The sequence below is a fragment of the Aquirufa sp. OSTEICH-129A genome (genome assembly GCF_054558355.1).
This window is the reverse complement of record NZ_JBPXKC010000001.1, coordinates 390,115-406,394: the sequence shown is the minus strand read 5'-3', so window position 1 is coordinate 406,394 and position 16,280 is coordinate 390,115. Positions and strand designations below refer to the sequence as shown.

Genomic DNA, 16,280 nt, shown 5'->3' with positions numbered 1-16,280 from the left:
ATAAGGACTTTTTATATGTTAATAACTTAAAATCTATATTATTATGTCAAAATTAAGTATCAAGCCCTTAGCAGATCGGGTTGTTGTTGAGCCTGCTCAAGCTGAAGAAAAAACTGCTTTTGGTATCATTATTCCAGATACTGCTAAAGAGAAACCACAAAAAGGAACGATTGTTGCCGTAGGAAATGGCAAAAAAGATGAGCCTATCACTGTCAATGTAGGTGATTCTGTTTTGTATGGTAAATATTCTGGAACCGAAATCACTATTGACGGTAAAGATTATTTAATCATGCGTGAATCTGACATTTTTGCAGTTTTATAGTTTTCATACTTTAAAATATTTCAACCAGTAAAATTTATTTAACAAAATGGCAAAAGAACTATATTTTGACACCGAGGCGAGAGAAAAAATGAAAAGAGGGGTTGATACCCTTGCAAACGCCGTAAAAGTAACATTAGGACCTAAAGGGCGTAATGTTATCATTGATAAAAAATTCGGATCTCCTTCTATTACGAAAGACGGTGTATCTGTAGCAAAAGAAATTGAATTAGAGGACGCAGTTGAAAACATGGGTGCTCAATTGGTTAAAGAAGTAGCATCTAAAACGGCTGATCAAGCTGGTGATGGTACTACTACTGCCACGGTATTGGCTCAATCTATTTATACGATTGGTTCTAAAAACGTAGCTGCAGGTGCAAACCCAATGGATTTGAAGCGTGGTATCGAAAAGGCTGTTGAAGCTATCGTTGGAAACTTGAGAACTCAATCTCGCCCTATCACTACTTCTACTGAGATTGCACAAGTGGCAACTATTTCAGCGAATAACGATGTTGAAATCGGTCAAATGATTTCTTCAGCCATGGAGAAAGTTGGTCGTGAAGGTGTAATTACTGTTGAAGAGGCTCGTGGTACTGAAACTGAAGTAAAAACAGTGGAAGGTATGCAATTTGACCGTGGGTATTTATCTGCCTACTTTGTAACTAATACAGACAAAATGGAAGTTGAATTAGAAAAACCTTTCATTTTAATTTCTGAGAAGAAAGTATCTTCTATGAAAGAGTTACTTCCTGTATTAGAAGCAGTAGCTCAAACTGGTCGTCCTTTGTTAATCATCTCTGAAGATGTGGATGGTGAGGCATTGGCTACTTTGGTAGTTAATAAAATCCGCGGTGCGCTGAAAGTAGCTGCTGTAAAAGCTCCAGGTTTTGGTGATCGTAGAAAAGCTATGTTAGAAGACATTGCTATCTTAACAGGTGGTACTGTTATCGCTGAAGAAAGAGGTTTCAAATTAGAAAATGCTACTTTGGAATACCTTGGACAAGCTGAGAAGGTAATCATTGACAAAGACAACACTACTGTTGTTAATGGAAATGGTTCTAAAGATGATATCGAAAATCGTGTTAACCAAATCAAAGCTCAAATTGAAAACACGACTTCAGATTATGATCGTGAGAAATTACAAGAGCGTTTAGCTAAGCTTTCTGGTGGTGTGGCTATCCTTTACATTGGTGCTGCTACTGAAGTGGAGATGAAAGAGAAGAAAGACCGCGTAGATGATGCTTTGCATGCTACTAGAGCTGCTGTAGAAGAAGGTATTGTAGCTGGTGGAGGTGTAGCCTTAATTCGTGCTATCAGTGCTTTAGATACGCTTACTGGTGAGAACGAAGACCAAAATACAGGTATCAATATCATTCGTCAAGCGGTAGAATCTCCATTGCGTACTATTGTTTCTAACGCAGGTGGTGAAGGTTCGGTTGTTATCAATGCTGTTAAAGCAGGTAAGGATGACTTCGGATACAATGCACGCGAAGATAAATATGAAAATATGATTGCTGCGGGTATTATTGACCCAACGAAAGTGACTCGTTTAGCTTTAGAAAATGCTGCATCTATCGCAGGATTATTATTAACTACAGAATGCGTTATTGCTGATAAACCAGCAGCTGAACCTGCACATGGTCACGGACCAGGTGGCGGCGGAATGGGCGGCATGATGTAATTTAATTAGATTTTTTAGTGAAAACTCCCCATCTTTGGGGAGTTTTTTTATTACCCAAACTATGAAAAGAATTGCCATTGATATGGATGATGTGCTAGCAGATACATCCTTAAAAATCATTGATCAAATAAATCTACGCCTCCATAAAAATTATAATCATGCTGATTTATTGGAAAGTGATGCCTTAAAATTAGCTTTTTACCAAGATTATCAATCCAATAACCAATTTCTATGGGAACCAGGATTTTTCTTGGACATTGAGGTAAAAGAAGATGCTATCGAAGTTGTCAAACATTTGCAAAAGAAATATGAAATTTTTATCGTTTCGGCGGCTACTGAATTTCCTGAATCCATGAAGGAAAAGTTAATTTGGTTGGATAAACATTTCCCTTTTATTGGCTGGCAACATACGGTATTCTGTGGGCATAAGCACCTTATTCAGGCCGATTATTTAATAGATGATCATGAAAAGAATTTGGTTAGCTTCACAGGAAAACCCATACTCTATTCAGCCTTACATAATCTTCATATACACGAGTACGAACGTGTCAATACTTGGAAGGAAGTGGGTCAAATGTTTTTGTAGTTTATGAATTCTATGCTTCAAGCTAGACTTGCCATTAGTGTTTTATTTTTACTGTGCGGATTAAATTTTGCTTCTTGGGCAATTAGAATTCCCGATTTTAAAGAATTCTTATCCATGTCAGATGCGGAATTAGGTAGTATTCTCATGGGATTACCAATTGGTTCCATGGTTTCTCTTCCAATTGCAGGTTTGTTAATTGCGCGCTTTAATTCCAAGGTAATTTGTCTTTTGGCTGTTATACTTTATGTTATCATTATACCAGCCCTAACGTTTATTTCAAGTTCTTTATTTCTGTTTATTGGTTTATTCGCTTTTGGAATGGCTGGTGATATTTTAAATATTTCCATGAATACCCAAGTGGTTAGTTTAGAGAAAATAACCAATAAAAAAGTCATGTCTTCCTCTCACGCTATTTTTTCGATAGGCCTGATGTTAGGCTCGATAGTAGGAGGATATTTAATTAAATATGATATCACATTAAAGCAACATTACTATTTAATTGCACTCTGTAATTTGTTTTCTATTTTGGCTATTTATCGATATTTATTAACTGATTCTACACAAAATGATGAAGAAAATGTAGAAGTAAAAGCCAAATTTAAATTAAACAAATACCTTATAATCCTCTCCTTTGTGGCCTTTTGTGGCATGCTTTGTGAAGGAGCTATGGCTGATTGGATCAGTTTGTATTTCAAATCATTACCTGATTTATCTGGTTTCCCATTTACCATCGGTTTTTCTTCGTTCGCATTCTCCATGGTTATAGGTAGATTATTGGGCGACTGGGCTGCCAAACATGTATCAGTACGCAATATCTTACTGATTAATGGTCTGTTAATTGCTCTTGGAATGACTATAACGGTCCTATTTTCCCAAGTATTTATTTTAATATTTGGATGTTTTATCACAGGTCTAGGAATCTCTACCATTGTTCCCATGATTTACTCTCAAGCAGGGAATACTCGTGACACCTCTCCTGCCATGGCTATTGCAGCCGTCTCCACCATAGCCTATGTAGGCTTCATGTTAGGCCCGGTTGTCATTGGTTTTTTATCTGAATATTATGGTCTCAATCGAGCATTGATCCTCTTAATAATCCTAGGAGTGTTAGCAAGCGGTATCAGTAAGTTTGCTTTAAGTAAGGAATAGCTTGCCTTCTAATTGAATAATTTATATATTTAATTATCTTTAATTAATAATCAATTTATTATTTCATTGATATGAATAAACACGTCATATTCTGGTCTATAACTGTAGGTTTGGGAGGAATGTTATTTGGTCTAGATGTAGCAGTCATTTCTGGCGCAGAATTAGCTATTCAAAAATTGTGGCACTTAGATAGTTGGACCCACGGTTTAGCGGTGGCTACGGCTTTATACGGTACAGTAGTTGGAGCTGCTTTAGGTGGAATACCTGCCGATCGATATGGTAGAAAACAAACACTTTTGTGGATAGGCATTAGTTTCTTTGTATCATCTCTTGGCGCAGCTTTAGCTACAGACGTGAATCTTTTTATGTTATTTAGATTTTTAGGGGGCCTAGGAATTGGTGCCTCGTCGGTGGTTGCCCCTATTTATATATCTGAAATTGCTCCCCCACAGCATCGTGGAAAATTGGTTATTTCATTTCAGTTAAATGTGGTTTTGGGTATATTATTGGCCTATATTTCCAATTATTTACTTCAAGGTGGTGATGACGATTGGCGCTATATGTTAGGTATGGTGGCTATACCAAGTTTATTATTTTCATTTTTGATACTATTTACTCCAGAAACACCTCAATTCTTATTACTGAAACGAAATGATGAAGTCGGAGCATTAAAGGTGTTGACATTGGCTGATCCAGATCCTGAGGGAACATTGAAACGCATTATGGATAATGCCAAAGCACAAATTAAAAAAGAGCATTTATTCTCAAAAAAGTTTTTTACTCCTTTGCTCCTATCCTTTCTATTTGCCTTTTTTAACCAGATGTCGGGCATAAATGCCATTATCTATTATGCTCCTAGGATTTATGAATTAACAGGTTTGGGAAAAGAAAGTGCTTTGCTTTCAACCGCTGGAATCGGTGTTGCTAACCTATTATTTACGCTCATGGGATGGTATTTTATTGATAAAATCGGAAGAAGAATATTGATGTATATTGGCTCGGTTGGTTACATAGTTTCATTAGGCTTAATCGCCTATTCATTTTATCAAGAATCCTATGCCTTAGTTCCAATCTATATCTTTATGTTCATTGCTTCACACGCCATTGGTCAGGGATCGGTAATTTGGGTCTTTATATCTGAAATCTTCCCCAATTCGGTACGGGCATCAGGCATGGCATGGGGTTCTTTGACCCATTGGTTATTAGCTGCATTAGTTGCTAATTTCTTCCCAATTTTAACCGAAAATTTTGGAGGTACATTTATATTTAGTCTTTTCGGAATTATGATGGTTGGGCAATTCTTTTACGTCATGTTTATGATGCCTGAGACAAAAGGTGCATCCTTAGAAGATATCGAAAAGCAAATCATTGTTCATTAAATGAAATGTGCATTTAGACGGATAAGTCTAGATGAACATTTAACCAACCAGCATCAAATTTGACTCCATATTTGTTGTAAAATTGAATAGCAGGTTCATTCCAGTCCAAAACTTGCCACATCATACCAGTGCATTTTGTGCGTTTGGCTTCGAGAATAGCTTCGTCTAATAACATTTTTCCTAAACCCAAAGAACGAAATTCTTCTTTGATGAATAAATCCTCTAGATAAAATCTCTTTCCTTTCCAGGTCGAAAAACGAAAATACCAAAGGGAAAAACCTGCTAATTTCCCGTCGTAATAAATCAAATTTGAAGCAAAAATGGGATTTTCTTTAAATCCATTTTCCACATAATCTTGCCAAGTGGAACTTACTTCCTCCGGTGCCTTTTCAAATAAAGCTAATTCTTTAACTAAACCATAAATAGCAGGAACATCATCTATTCCAGCCTTTCTAATTTCTATTTGCGCCATGATTGGTTACTTCTCTTAATCGATATAAAACTTCCCGGATATCTTCAGGAAAATCTTGCTCAAAATAAATTCGTTCATTCTTTTTAGGATGATCAAATCCTAATGAAAAAGCATGTAAAGCTTGACGAGAACAAAGCTTCATGATATTGGCTGCAAAGGTTTTAAAATTAGCTATAGAACTCATATAACGAATTTTATCACCACCATAGGCAGCATCTGATAATAAAGGATGTCCAATTGACGCAGCATGAGCCCTAATTTGATGTGTTCTACCTGTTTCTAAATTAAATCTAACTAAAGAACAGAAAACAAAAGATTCCATTACCTCATAATGTGTAATGGCTAATTTACCATGCTCCGCATCTTCAGGAAACATCATCATTACCTTTCGATCTCGTGGACTACGATCTATTTTACCCCGTAGAGTTGCTTTGCTTTCTTTGGGTACACCCCAACAAATTGCATAATAGGTTCTGTCAATGGTATGGTCAAAAAACTGCCTAGCTAAATGATTTAACGAAAACTCAGATTTTGCTACTACCAAAATCCCTGATGTATCCTTGTCAATTCGATGAACTAAACCTGGACGAATATCCCCTTTTCCTGGTAAATTTTGGCAATGGTACAATAAAGCATTAACCAAAGTACCTTCCCAATTGCCATGAGCGGGATGAACAACCATACCAGAAGGCTTATTGATCAATATTAGCTCTTCATCTTCATAAATAATATCTAAGGGAATATTTTCAGCAATAATGTCTTTATCTCTTGGCGGATGAGAAAAAGACACGACAATTTCATCCAAAGGCTTGACCTTGTAATTGGATTTGATTTGCAAACCATTAACTTTTACTGAACCAGATTCAATACCGGCTTGTATTTTGGACCTGGTAGCATTCGAAATTTTTAGAAGTAGGTATTTATCTATTCTAAGTAATTGTTGACCTTTGTCCACCGTGAAATTGAAATGTTCGAACAAATCATCTTCACTCTCAATGGGATCTATTTCATTATCTATGGACATATCTGTTTTTGAAAATTCATATTTGCTATTACCCTCACCTATTATTGAATTATTCCATCCATTATGGACAGAACAAGAAATCAGGCTTTTTATGAAGCGAGATGATTTGATTCACCCCACGGTTTCAGGCAATAAGTGGCGCAAATTAAAGGAATATATTCGTATCGCCCAAGATAATCCCAAAAAGGGAATTATTAGTTTCGGTGGAGCCTATTCCAACCATTTATATGCCTTGGCCTTTGTTTGCCATAAATTAAAAATTCCATGTATAGGAATAATTAGAGGTGAGGAATTAAATGCCTCAAGTAATACCTATTTAACACAAATAGAAGCATGGGGAATGATTTTACACTTTGTGGATAGAAGTGATTATCGAGAAAAAATTATCCCTAATCAAATACAAAAAGAAGACTATTGGATAATTCCTGAGGGAGGATATTCAAAAGAAGGCATCATGGGGCTTAAAGATTTGGTGGACGAAATTCATGCAAGTTTAAAACCTGATTATTTAATTAGTGCCGTTGGAACAGGAACCACAATTTTAGGCCTAGCCCAATATTCAAACCTGAATACCATTGGTATTCTTTGTTTAAACAATGAGGAAGAAATTAAAAATCATATACTTGAACAAGAACTCATACTTCCCAAGCTTCAGTTAAACAAGGAATATGTTTTTGGTAAATATGCCTCTATGCCTCCCGAATTATTAGAATTTTGTCAGTATTTCCAAGATCAATTTCAGATACCAATAGAACCAACATACACTGGTAAAATGATGTTTGGAATTTTTGATATGCTCAAAAAAAAGTACTTCCCGGCAGGAAGTACTCTCGTTTGTTTACATACTGGAGGAATCAAATAAATTATCCAACAGATCCTTCTAAGGAAATAGCTAATAATTTCTGAGCCTCAACAGCAAATTCCATGGGTAATTGGTTTAACACTTCTTTGGCATAACCATTTACGATTAAAGCTATGGCTGTTTCAGTAGATAAACCTCGTTGATTACAATAGAAAATTTGGTCTTCACCAATTTTTGATGTTGTCGCCTCATGTTCTACCGAAGCCGTATTATTTTTAACTTCCAAATAAGGGAAAGTATGAGCACCACAACGATCACCTAATAATAGTGAATCACATTGTGAATAATTTTTAGCTGAATCAGCTCTTTTCGCCACTTGAACTAAACCACGATAGGAGTTTTGAGAGACACCGGCTGAAATACCTTTAGATACGATTCGAGATTTGGTATGCTTTCCTAGGTGAATCATTTTGGTTCCTGTATCAGCTTGCTGGTGATTATTAGTCACTGCCACGGAATAAAACTCCCCAATAGAGTAATCTCCTTTAAGTATGACCGACGGATATTTCCAAGTAACGGCTGAACCAGTTTCAACCTGTGTCCAAGATAATTTAGCATGTGCACCATCACAGATGCCACGTTTAGTTACAAAATTATAAATACCACCTTTGCCCTCTTTATCTCCTGGATACCAGTTTTGAACGGTAGAATATTTCACTTCTGCTCCAGCATGAACAAATATTTCAACAACTGCAGCATGCAATTGGTTTTCATCGCGCATAGGTGCGGTGCATCCCTCTAAATAACTAACATAAGAATCCTCATCTGCTACAATCAACGTGCGCTCAAATTGACCAGTACCTGCAGCATTAATACGGAAATAGGTAGAAAGCTCCATAGGGCAACGAACGCCCTTTGGTATATAACAGAAAGAGCCATCTGAAAACACAGCGGCATTTAGAGCGGCGAAGTAATTATCCTTAACCGGAACTACACTACCTAAATATTTCTTAATTAAATCAGGATGCTCGCGTACTGCTTCTGAAATAGAGCAAAAAATAATTCCTTTTTCTGCTAATGTTTCTTTAAAGGTAGTAGCAACGGACACTGAATCAATAACTGCATCAACTGCTACATTGGATAAACGTTTTTGTTCATCCAGTGAAATCCCTAATTTTTCAAAAGTCCGTCGAAGTTCGGGATCTATTTCATCTAAGGAATTTAACTGCTTTTTTGGCTTAGGTGCCGAATAATATTTCAAGCTTTGGTAATCCGTTGGGGTATAAGTCACATTGGCCCAAGTTGGCTCTTGTAAGGTCTTCCAATAACGAAAGGCCGCCAATCTCCATTCAAACATCCATTCAGGTTCATTCTTCTTATCAGAAATAAATCGAATGGTGCTCTCATCTAAACCAATAGGAGCTTCATCTGTGTCAAAATGAGATTCAAATCCGTATTTGTAATCGGAACTTGTTACTTCTTGTAAAATGTCATCTACCTTTTCTGCCATAACCATTGTTTCTTAAGAAGCACAAAATTACAAAGCAAAATTTAGTTATGTAAGCATTTAATTAGAACTATTCTAAATAAGTTAAAATAATGGTGTATTTCTAATCAAACTTTCTTCCAATGAAATAAAGGTTTCAGTCCGTTGAATTCCAGTTACACGCTGAATCTTATCATGTAACACTTCCCTTAAATGCTGGGTATCTCGACAAATTATCTTAGCAAATATGGAATAAATACCTGTCGTATAGTGAATATTAACCACTTCTGGTATCTTTTCTAATTGTTTAGCTACATCTTCATACAGGGAACTTTTATCTAAATATATACCTAAAAAGGCAGTGATGTCCCAGCCAATTTTTGAATAATCTATTAATAGTTGGGCTCCTTTTACTATACCTAAGGCCTCCATTTTTTTCATTCTGACATGTACTGTACCGCCAGAAACGTCTAAACGCTGTCCGATTTCAGTATAAGGTAGATTGGAGTCTCTCACTAAAATTTCTAAAATTTTATAATCCAAAGGATCTAAATCGAATTTCTTATCCATAATATTTTCAACAAATTGATATTATTTTTAAAAATTACTCAAAAAAATTAGAATTTCTTTAAATAATTTTGAAAAATTAAAAATGATTTATAATTTTGTAGTGTAATAATTACAAAGGTAAATATTATTTCACTGTAGGGTGATGAAATTGGCAGACGTGCCCTCCTGTCTCGGGGGTGGTGAGTTCGGGATAAACGTAGCGTAATGGGTTGACCACTAAATCAGTTCTGCGATATGGCTAACCGCACCTTGGAGGTTCGAATCCTTCTCCTACAGCATTTTTATTATTTGGTTTTTAGTTTGTTGATGAAGTGTAATGTTAAAAGCAATTCTATTTTAGAATTGCTTTTTTATTTAAATAATAGTCTATAAATTTGGTAGATAATTCACCTTAAACCCCTATCGCTATGTCATTAAGATTAGGAGATATTGCGCCAGATTTCAGCGCTGAAACAACCCAAGGACCTATAAATTTTCACGAATGGATTGGAAATTCATGGGTATTGTTTTTTAGTCACCCAGCTGACTTCACCCCTGTTTGTACAACTGAACTAGGAAAAACAGCATTATTAAATGGAGAATTTAGTAAAAGAGGTGTTAAGGCCATTGCCATTTCGGTTGATAGTCTTGATTCTCACAACAAGTGGGTACCGGATATTGAGGAAGTAAATCATGTACAGGTTAACTTTCCGATCATTGCAGACCCAGAGAAAAAGGTAGCACTTTTATATGACATGATACATCCAAATGCATCTGAAAAAGCTACAGTTCGTTCGGTATTTATTATTGGGCCAGATAAAAAGATTAAATTAACTTTAACCTATCCGGCTTCTACAGGTAGAAATTTCACTGAAATTTTGCGCGTGATAGATTCTTTACAATTAACGGCAAACTATCAAGTTGCTACACCAGCAGACTGGGTTAATGGCGAAGATGTTATCATTACTCCTGCTGTTTCTAACGAAGAAGCGGTTAGCAAATTTCCAAAAGGATTTACGACCGTTAAACCATATTTGAGAAAAACACCACAGCCAAATCTATAAGATTTTGTAAATTTGGTGCTCAATCCAACTACATTGAAGAAAAGAACTCAGCTTATTGTTAGTCTATTTATTGTACTAATATTTTGTTGGGTTCTTTTTTTTATTTTAAATGCTTTGACCAAAGATGAAGGGCATCAATTTTCGTACAGTGATGCCGTTCAAATAGAAGTTCCTCAAAAACACCTCATTCATGGAATCGATGTTTCCCATCACAATGGTAATGTACCTTGGAATCATTTGAGTGAATTAGACTTATTTGACACAGTTTCCTTAAAATTTGTTTTTATTAAAGCTACCGAAGGTAGAAGTTTACAGGATCCAAATTTTGAAGTAAACTGGCAAAAAGCCAAGCAAAAGGGATTAATTGCAGGAGCTTATCATTTTTATATTCCTACTCGAGATCCCATTCAGCAAGCTAAGAATTTTTGTAAAATGGTTCAATTGGAAGAAGGAGACTTACCCCCTGTTTGTGATATAGAGGTTACCAATCAGGTGAATCATCAAAAACTTAGAAAAGATATTAAAGCTTTTTTAGATTATTTGAGCGAACATTATCATACCAAACCTATATTATATACCAATGTAAGAATGTACTCCGATTTATTTAAAAATGAGGAGTTTACCGACTTCCCTTTGTGGTTAGCCAGCTATGAATCGAATACGATTGTAGAGGCAGATAATCTGCGTTTTTGGCAATATAGCAAGCAAGGGAAGCTTGAAGGAAATTCCAAATCTTGGGATTATAATGTATTTTTGGGCGATCATTCAGATTTTGCTTCCATGCTAATTAAATAAATAATATGCTTTCTACCATTAATTTCACCCAAACCACTGCCTACCAAAAGTTATTAACTGACAAAAAAAGATTAGAAACTCATTCTATTTCAAGCCTATTTCAGTCAGATAAGGAAAGACAAAAAAAGTATAGTTTATACTTTAACGATATATTCATTGACTATTCGAAAAACATCCTCGATGAGGAAACCTTTGAACACCTAATTAAATTGGCCAAGGAATGTCAATTAGAATCTGCTATTCAAGCCCAATTAAGTGGCGATATCATCAATCAAACGGAAGGAAGAGCCGTTTTGCATACAGCACTTAGGAAACCCAAGGGTCAAGCTCAATATTTACAGGGAGTTGATATCAATGCTGATATCCATCAAGTTAGGGCTCATATGAAAGAATTTTCAGAACAAGTTATTTCGGGTTCTTGGAAAGGATTTACAAATAAAAGCATTACAGATGTCGTAAATATTGGAATTGGGGGCTCAGATCTTGGTCCAGTGATGGTCACTGAAGCATTAAAGCCTTACAAAACGCATTTAAATGTTCATTTTGTAAGTAATGTAGATGGGACGCACATCGCTGAAACATTAAAAAAAGTAAATCCAGAGACAACTTTATTTTTAATTGCTTCCAAAACATTTACCACACAAGAAACCATGGCTAATGCCTTTACGGCGAGAGATTGGTTTTTAAAAACAGCCCAAGATGAGCAAGCTGTATCGAAGCATTTTGTCGCTTTGTCTACCAATAAAACCCAAGTTGAAAAGTTTGGCATTGATTCTGCCAATATGTTCGCATTTTGGGATTGGGTAGGTGGTCGATATTCACTTTGGTCTGCCATTGGTTTATCCATCTGCCTTTCCATAGGTTATGATAATTTTGAAGCATTATTGGATGGAGCATATGAAATGGATTTGCACTTAGCTAATTCCCCATTGGAATCAAATGCTCCGGTCATTTTGGCTTTATTGGGAATTTGGTATGTCAATTTTTGGAATGCCCCTACCCAGGCTATATTACCTTACGACCAATACATGCATCGATTTGCGGCCTATTTCCAGCAAGGAGATATGGAATCTAATGGAAAAACCGTAGATAGAACAGGTAAAAGAGTTACTTATGCTACGGGGCCTGTAATTTGGGGAGAGCCTGGTACCAATGGACAACATGCATTTTATCAGTTGATTCATCAAGGTACGCAGATGATTCCGGCAGATTTTATTGCTCCAGCCAAAACCCATAATCCTATTGGCAATCATCATACTCTATTAATGTCTAATTTCTTTGCACAAACAGAGGCGTTAATGAATGGTAAATCCTTGGAGGTAGTTAAATCTGAATTATCAAAAGCAGGATTAGACGATTCCGCTATTGAAAAATTAGCTCCATTTAAAGTATTTGAAGGGAATAAACCTACTAATTCCATCCTTGCTAAAGAAATTAACCCTAAAACATTAGGCGCCTTAATAGCCATGTACGAGCATAAAATATTTGTCCAGGGCGTTATTTGGAATATATTTAGTTATGATCAATGGGGTGTAGAGCTAGGAAAACAATTAGCTAATTCCATTTTACCTGAACTAGAAAATGATAGTCAAATCGTAAGCCATGATAGTTCTACCAACGGATTAATCAATCAATTTAAGGCTTGGAAGTAAGACTAATTTGAATCGTGATTTTAAAAAGCCAGGATTGAATTCCTGGCTTTTTTTATTGGACCTATAATTTTTGAATCAATTCCTGCAAAGAAAGCAATTCTTGCTCTCCACTTTCCATATTTTTCAGATTCAATTTATTTTGCAATAATTCTTGTTCTCCAAGAACCGCCACGTAGGGAATCTTCTTTTTGTCAGCAAATTCAAAGGGCTTTTTAATTTTTCCCATTTCAGGATAAATTTCAGATGGAATACCTTGCCTACGAAGTTCATTGACGTATTGAAAGGCTTGTGTTTGCCCTTCTTCATCAAAATAGGCGAATAATACCTTAGAACCACTGACGGGGATATTGGGAAAAAGATTCAAAGCGTCCATGACATCTATCATACGCTCAATACCAAATGATAAACCTACTCCTGACATATTAGGTAAACCAAAATCAGTAGTAAGGTTGTCATATCGACCTCCACCAGCTATGGATCCAAAAGGAATATCAATAGCCTTTCCTTCAAATATTAAGCCAGTATAATAACTTAAGCCACGAGCAAGGCGATAGTCAAACACAATATTGGTATTATCAAAACCATTCCGTTGGATAAACTTCAATACATCCTCAATTTCCTTGATACCGGCTAAACCTAAATCATTGCCATTAAAAAATGCTCTGAGTTTATCAATTTTAGCTAAGTTATTTCCTTCAAATACGATCAAATCAGCAAGATCCTGGCACTGTTCTATTGAAAATCCTTTATCGACTAATTCCTTTGATACGGCCTCCCAACCAATTTTATCTAATTTATCAATGGCCACAGCAAAATCCATAAAATGATCGGTCATGCCAATTACGTCGACCACCCCAGCTAGCACTTTTCGTGAATTGATTACAAGATTCGCTTTAAGATGGAGAGAACTAAAGATAGCTTGGAATAAAGTGATTAATTCCGCTTCATTTAATAAAGAATTAGACCCAATGATATCGGCATCGCATTGGTAAAACTCCCGATAACGACCTTTTTGTGGTCTATCTGCTCTCCACACGGGTTGGATTTGATAGCGTCTAAAAGGAAAAGCCAAATCATTACGATTCATGGATACAAAGCGAGCAAAGGGAACGGTTAAGTCGTAACGTAAGCCTTTTTCACTGACCTTATATGTAAACTTTTTACTTCCATCTTGGAAATCTTGCTCACTTAATTTGGAAAGATAGTCTCCGGAATTAAGAATTTTAAATAACAATTGATCACCTTCATCACCGTATTTACCAGTCAAGGTAGACAAATTCTCTATGGCAGGTGTTTCAATGGATTGAAAACCAAATTGTTCAAAATGCTTCCTAATGATATTGAAAACATAGTTTCTCTTGGCCATTTCTTTGGGACCAAAATCTCTTGTACCTCTTGCGTTACTGGGCTTTTGCATAATTTCAAAAAACAAATTTAATTAATCGAGCCTTATTATTTGATTAATAAACGATATTTCGTATTTTTGCACACCAAATTTATCAAGACATGGCCGTAACTAGACTAAAACGTAAAGACAGAAGAAATCACGCAGTAGCGAATAATAAAGTATCTGCTATCAAAATTTTAAAGCAGAGACCGATTATCAAATTGGTAGATGTAGAAGAAATCAAAGCAAGTTTCGCTAAATAAGCATTATTTCAGTAAAGAGAAACCGGTATATACCGGTTTTTTTTTATCCAAAAATTGCTGTAATTTGATTTTCTAAATCCATTATACATGAAAAAAATTACTCTTTTTTGCACAGCCATCTTAGCAGCAGGTGCATTTAGCTTACAAGCACAAGATCATCGTTTCATCGAAGAAAATCCAACCAAACCAGACAAAACCGAATTTTGGGATCCTGAAGTTCGTGTTGTTAATCCTGGTAAAATACCGTCAGATGCCATCGTTTTATTTGATGGTAAGAATTTAGATAATTGGGAAACCGTTAAAGATGGTAGTCCGGCTAAATGGAAAGTTGAAGATGGTGCCATGACCGTTGTTAAAGGTGCTGGTAATATTTCAACCAAGCAAAAATTCACAAATTATCAATTACATATCGAATGGCGCTCCCCTATTGAACCTGAAACGTTGAAAAGTCAAGGAAAAGGAAATAGTGGTATTTTCATGCAAGGAATGTACGAGGTTCAAGTTTTGAATTCTTATCAAAATAGAAGTTACCGAAATGGGCAAGCTGGTAGTATTTATAAACAATCTGCTCCTTTGGTGAATGCGACTTCACCTATGGGAGAATGGAACACTTACGATATCATTTATACAGCCCCAAAATTTACCATCAACGGAGGAATTGATACTCCTGCCTACGTAACTGTCATACATAATGGCATTGTGGTACAAAATCATACAAAAATTCAAGGTACAACTGAGTACATTGGACAGCCTAAAAATCCAGTGCATGGTGCAGGACCAATCAGTTTACAAGACCATGGAAATCCAGTTAGTTTCCGTAACATCTGGATTCGTGAAATGTAATTTTTAATTCATTCTTTCGGGGAAGGTTTTTCTTAGAAAATACCTTCCCTTTTTTTATCCTATGAAATATTTCATTAGTTGGATTTTACGTAATATTCCCAGAAAATACATTCAGTTGGTCGCTCACCAATTATTAAAAATTTACAGTATTTTTCTAAAAGGAAATAAAGTCCACTGCCCAATCTGCCAAGAAAATTTCTCAAAATTCCTTCCCTATGGAAGGCTTCAGCCCAGGGAAAATGCACTTTGTCCTTCTTGCCTAAGTCTAGAAAGACATCGATTGATGTATCTGTTTTTACAAAAGGAAACCAGTTTTTTTCAAAGTCAACCTAAGTTATTGCACATAGCTCCCGAATATTGCTTCATTGATCGTTTTGAAAAACTTTTAGGGGATAATTATATTACTGCTGACATCGAGTCTCCCTTAGCTAAAGTTAAGATGGATTTACACCATATACCCTTTGAGGACAATAGTTTTGATGCAGTCTTTTGTAACCACGTATTAGAACATGTTAAAGATGATGTACGATGTATGCAAGAAATTCGTCGCGTTTTAAAACCTGATGGATTTGCCTTATGTCAAAGTCCGCAACGCTTAGATTTAGCTACAACGTATGAAGATGCCAGCATTACGGATCCCAAAGAAAGAGAAATACACTTTTTGCAAGATGACCATTTACGTATTTACGGTCGGGACTACGGCACACAATTAGAAAAATCTGGATTTCAGGTAAATCCAATCAATATGATTGAAAAAATAGGTTTAGAGGAAAGTAAAAAAATGGCCTTGCCTTTAGGAGAAATCATTTATTTATGTCGTAAATAATTA

Annotated in this window: 17 protein-coding genes; 12 read left to right on the top strand and 5 right to left on the bottom strand. The window is 35.9% G+C overall.

Annotation, left to right across the window (positions count from 1 at the left end):
• The first annotated feature begins 43 nt into the window (after positions 1-43).
• The 5 genes from SKC36_RS01805 (at position 44) to SKC36_RS01785 (ending at position 5,114) form a co-directional block, all read left to right on the top strand.
• Entirely contained in the window at positions 44-322 is a 279-nt protein-coding gene (locus tag SKC36_RS01805; protein WP_109322939.1) for a co-chaperone GroES, read from the top strand.
• Between the two features lie 46 nt (positions 323-368).
• Positions 369-2,000: a chaperonin GroEL gene (groL, locus tag SKC36_RS01800; RefSeq protein WP_109322938.1), complete on the top strand. Its 1,632-nt coding sequence runs from the start codon at positions 369-371 to the stop codon at positions 1,998-2,000.
• Positions 2,001-2,061: 61 nt separating this feature from the next.
• Positions 2,062-2,586, top strand: coding sequence for a 5' nucleotidase, NT5C type (locus SKC36_RS01795; protein ID WP_459452826.1), 525 nt, complete (start codon positions 2,062-2,064; stop codon positions 2,584-2,586).
• A gap of 3 nt (positions 2,587-2,589) precedes the next feature.
• Positions 2,590-3,735: an MFS transporter gene (locus tag SKC36_RS01790; protein WP_459452825.1), complete on the top strand. Its 1,146-nt coding sequence runs from the start codon at positions 2,590-2,592 to the stop codon at positions 3,733-3,735.
• Between the two features lie 65 nt (positions 3,736-3,800).
• On the top strand, positions 3,801-5,114 hold the full coding sequence (locus SKC36_RS01785) for a sugar porter family MFS transporter (RefSeq protein ID WP_459453231.1): 1,314 nt from the start codon (positions 3,801-3,803) through the stop codon (positions 5,112-5,114).
• Between the two features lie 13 nt (positions 5,115-5,127).
• Here the strand turns inward: SKC36_RS01785 and SKC36_RS01780 are convergent, their stop codons facing one another.
• The gene (locus tag SKC36_RS01780) at positions 5,128-5,586 is read right to left on the bottom strand and encodes an N-acetyltransferase family protein (RefSeq protein WP_459452824.1); all 459 of its coding nucleotides are present in this window, start codon (positions 5,584-5,586) and stop codon (positions 5,128-5,130) included.
• Positions 5,567-6,610, bottom strand: a complete 1,044-nt coding sequence (locus SKC36_RS01775; RefSeq protein ID WP_459452823.1) for an RluA family pseudouridine synthase — start codon at positions 6,608-6,610, stop codon at positions 5,567-5,569. The genes SKC36_RS01780 and SKC36_RS01775 overlap by 20 nt, the downstream gene beginning before the upstream one ends.
• Here SKC36_RS01775 and SKC36_RS01770 point away from each other — a divergent pair.
• Positions 6,603-7,472 carry a 1-aminocyclopropane-1-carboxylate deaminase/D-cysteine desulfhydrase gene (locus SKC36_RS01770; protein ID WP_459452822.1) on the top strand — a complete coding sequence of 290 codons (870 nt, stop codon included), beginning with the start codon at positions 6,603-6,605 and terminating at the stop codon, positions 7,470-7,472. The genes SKC36_RS01775 and SKC36_RS01770 overlap by 8 nt on opposite strands.
• A 1-nt stretch (position 7,473) precedes the next feature.
• Here SKC36_RS01770 and sufB read toward each other — a convergent pair whose 3' ends face one another.
• Together sufB and SKC36_RS01760 are read right to left on the bottom strand one after the other, a co-directional pair.
• Entirely contained in the window at positions 7,474-8,922 is a 1,449-nt protein-coding gene (sufB, locus tag SKC36_RS01765; protein ID WP_459464223.1) for a Fe-S cluster assembly protein SufB, read from the bottom strand.
• Between the two features lie 81 nt (positions 8,923-9,003).
• A complete protein-coding gene (locus SKC36_RS01760; RefSeq protein WP_459452820.1) occupies positions 9,004-9,468 on the bottom strand; it encodes an Lrp/AsnC ligand binding domain-containing protein in 465 nt (154 codons plus the stop codon).
• Positions 9,469-9,875: 407 nt separating this feature from the next.
• On the opposite strand from SKC36_RS01760, the gene SKC36_RS01755 reads away from it, so the two are divergent.
• The 3 genes from SKC36_RS01755 to pgi all read left to right on the top strand — a co-directional run bounded on the left by SKC36_RS01755 (position 9,876) and on the right by pgi (position 12,958).
• Positions 9,876-10,511: a peroxiredoxin gene (locus tag SKC36_RS01755; protein WP_459452819.1), complete on the top strand. Its 636-nt coding sequence runs from the start codon at positions 9,876-9,878 to the stop codon at positions 10,509-10,511.
• 114 nt (positions 10,512-10,625) lie between these two features.
• The gene (locus SKC36_RS01750) at positions 10,626-11,306 is read left to right on the top strand and encodes a glycoside hydrolase family 25 protein (RefSeq protein WP_459464221.1); all 681 of its coding nucleotides are present in this window, start codon (positions 10,626-10,628) and stop codon (positions 11,304-11,306) included.
• Positions 11,307-11,311: 5 nt separating this feature from the next.
• Positions 11,312-12,958: a glucose-6-phosphate isomerase gene (pgi, locus tag SKC36_RS01745; RefSeq protein ID WP_459452817.1), complete on the top strand. Its 1,647-nt coding sequence runs from the start codon at positions 11,312-11,314 to the stop codon at positions 12,956-12,958.
• 61 nt (positions 12,959-13,019) lie between these two features.
• Here pgi and hisS read toward each other — a convergent pair whose 3' ends face one another.
• Positions 13,020-14,375: a histidine--tRNA ligase gene (gene hisS, locus SKC36_RS01740; RefSeq protein ID WP_459464219.1), complete on the bottom strand. Its 1,356-nt coding sequence runs from the start codon at positions 14,373-14,375 to the stop codon at positions 13,020-13,022.
• 89 nt (positions 14,376-14,464) lie between these two features.
• Between hisS and SKC36_RS01735 the strand changes: the two genes are divergently transcribed.
• From SKC36_RS01735 to SKC36_RS01725, 3 genes are all read left to right on the top strand, one after another.
• A complete protein-coding gene (locus SKC36_RS01735) occupies positions 14,465-14,608 on the top strand; it encodes a hypothetical protein (RefSeq protein WP_193495299.1) in 144 nt (47 codons plus the stop codon).
• An 87-nt stretch (positions 14,609-14,695) separates the two neighbouring features.
• Positions 14,696-15,451 carry a 3-keto-disaccharide hydrolase gene (locus SKC36_RS01730; protein ID WP_459452815.1) on the top strand — a complete coding sequence of 252 codons (756 nt, stop codon included), beginning with the start codon at positions 14,696-14,698 and terminating at the stop codon, positions 15,449-15,451.
• A 61-nt stretch (positions 15,452-15,512) separates the two neighbouring features.
• The gene (locus tag SKC36_RS01725; protein ID WP_459464217.1) at positions 15,513-16,277 is read left to right on the top strand and encodes a class I SAM-dependent methyltransferase; all 765 of its coding nucleotides are present in this window, start codon (positions 15,513-15,515) and stop codon (positions 16,275-16,277) included.
• Positions 16,278-16,280: the final 3 nt, after the last annotated feature.

What these genes read in the sequence shown, in the direction of transcription:
- SKC36_RS01735 (WP_193495299.1), top strand. Translation starts at nt 14,465, where the DNA reads ATGGCCGTAACTAGACTAAAACGTAAAGACAGAAGAAATCACGCAGTA.
- SKC36_RS01790 (WP_459452825.1), top strand. Translation starts at nt 2,590, where the DNA reads ATGAATTCTATGCTTCAAGCTAGACTTGCCATTAGTGTTTTATTTTTA.
- SKC36_RS01760 (WP_459452820.1), bottom strand. Translation starts at nt 9,468, where the DNA reads ATGGATAAGAAATTCGATTTAGATCCTTTGGATTATAAAATTTTAGAA.
- SKC36_RS01725 (WP_459464217.1), top strand. Translation starts at nt 15,513, where the DNA reads ATGAAATATTTCATTAGTTGGATTTTACGTAATATTCCCAGAAAATAC.
- sufB (WP_459464223.1), bottom strand. Translation starts at nt 8,922, where the DNA reads ATGGCAGAAAAGGTAGATGACATTTTACAAGAAGTAACAAGTTCCGAT.
- SKC36_RS01770 (WP_459452822.1), top strand. Translation starts at nt 6,603, where the DNA reads ATGGACATATCTGTTTTTGAAAATTCATATTTGCTATTACCCTCACCT.
- hisS (WP_459464219.1), bottom strand. Translation starts at nt 14,375, where the DNA reads ATGCAAAAGCCCAGTAACGCAAGAGGTACAAGAGATTTTGGTCCCAAA.
- pgi (WP_459452817.1), top strand. Translation starts at nt 11,312, where the DNA reads ATGCTTTCTACCATTAATTTCACCCAAACCACTGCCTACCAAAAGTTA.
- SKC36_RS01730 (WP_459452815.1), top strand. Translation starts at nt 14,696, where the DNA reads ATGAAAAAAATTACTCTTTTTTGCACAGCCATCTTAGCAGCAGGTGCA.
- SKC36_RS01795 (WP_459452826.1), top strand. Translation starts at nt 2,062, where the DNA reads ATGAAAAGAATTGCCATTGATATGGATGATGTGCTAGCAGATACATCC.
- SKC36_RS01775 (WP_459452823.1), bottom strand. Translation starts at nt 6,610, where the DNA reads ATGTCCATAGATAATGAAATAGATCCCATTGAGAGTGAAGATGATTTG.
- groL (WP_109322938.1), top strand. Translation starts at nt 369, where the DNA reads ATGGCAAAAGAACTATATTTTGACACCGAGGCGAGAGAAAAAATGAAA.
- SKC36_RS01805 (WP_109322939.1), top strand. Translation starts at nt 44, where the DNA reads ATGTCAAAATTAAGTATCAAGCCCTTAGCAGATCGGGTTGTTGTTGAG.
- SKC36_RS01780 (WP_459452824.1), bottom strand. Translation starts at nt 5,586, where the DNA reads ATGGCGCAAATAGAAATTAGAAAGGCTGGAATAGATGATGTTCCTGCT.
- SKC36_RS01755 (WP_459452819.1), top strand. Translation starts at nt 9,876, where the DNA reads ATGTCATTAAGATTAGGAGATATTGCGCCAGATTTCAGCGCTGAAACA.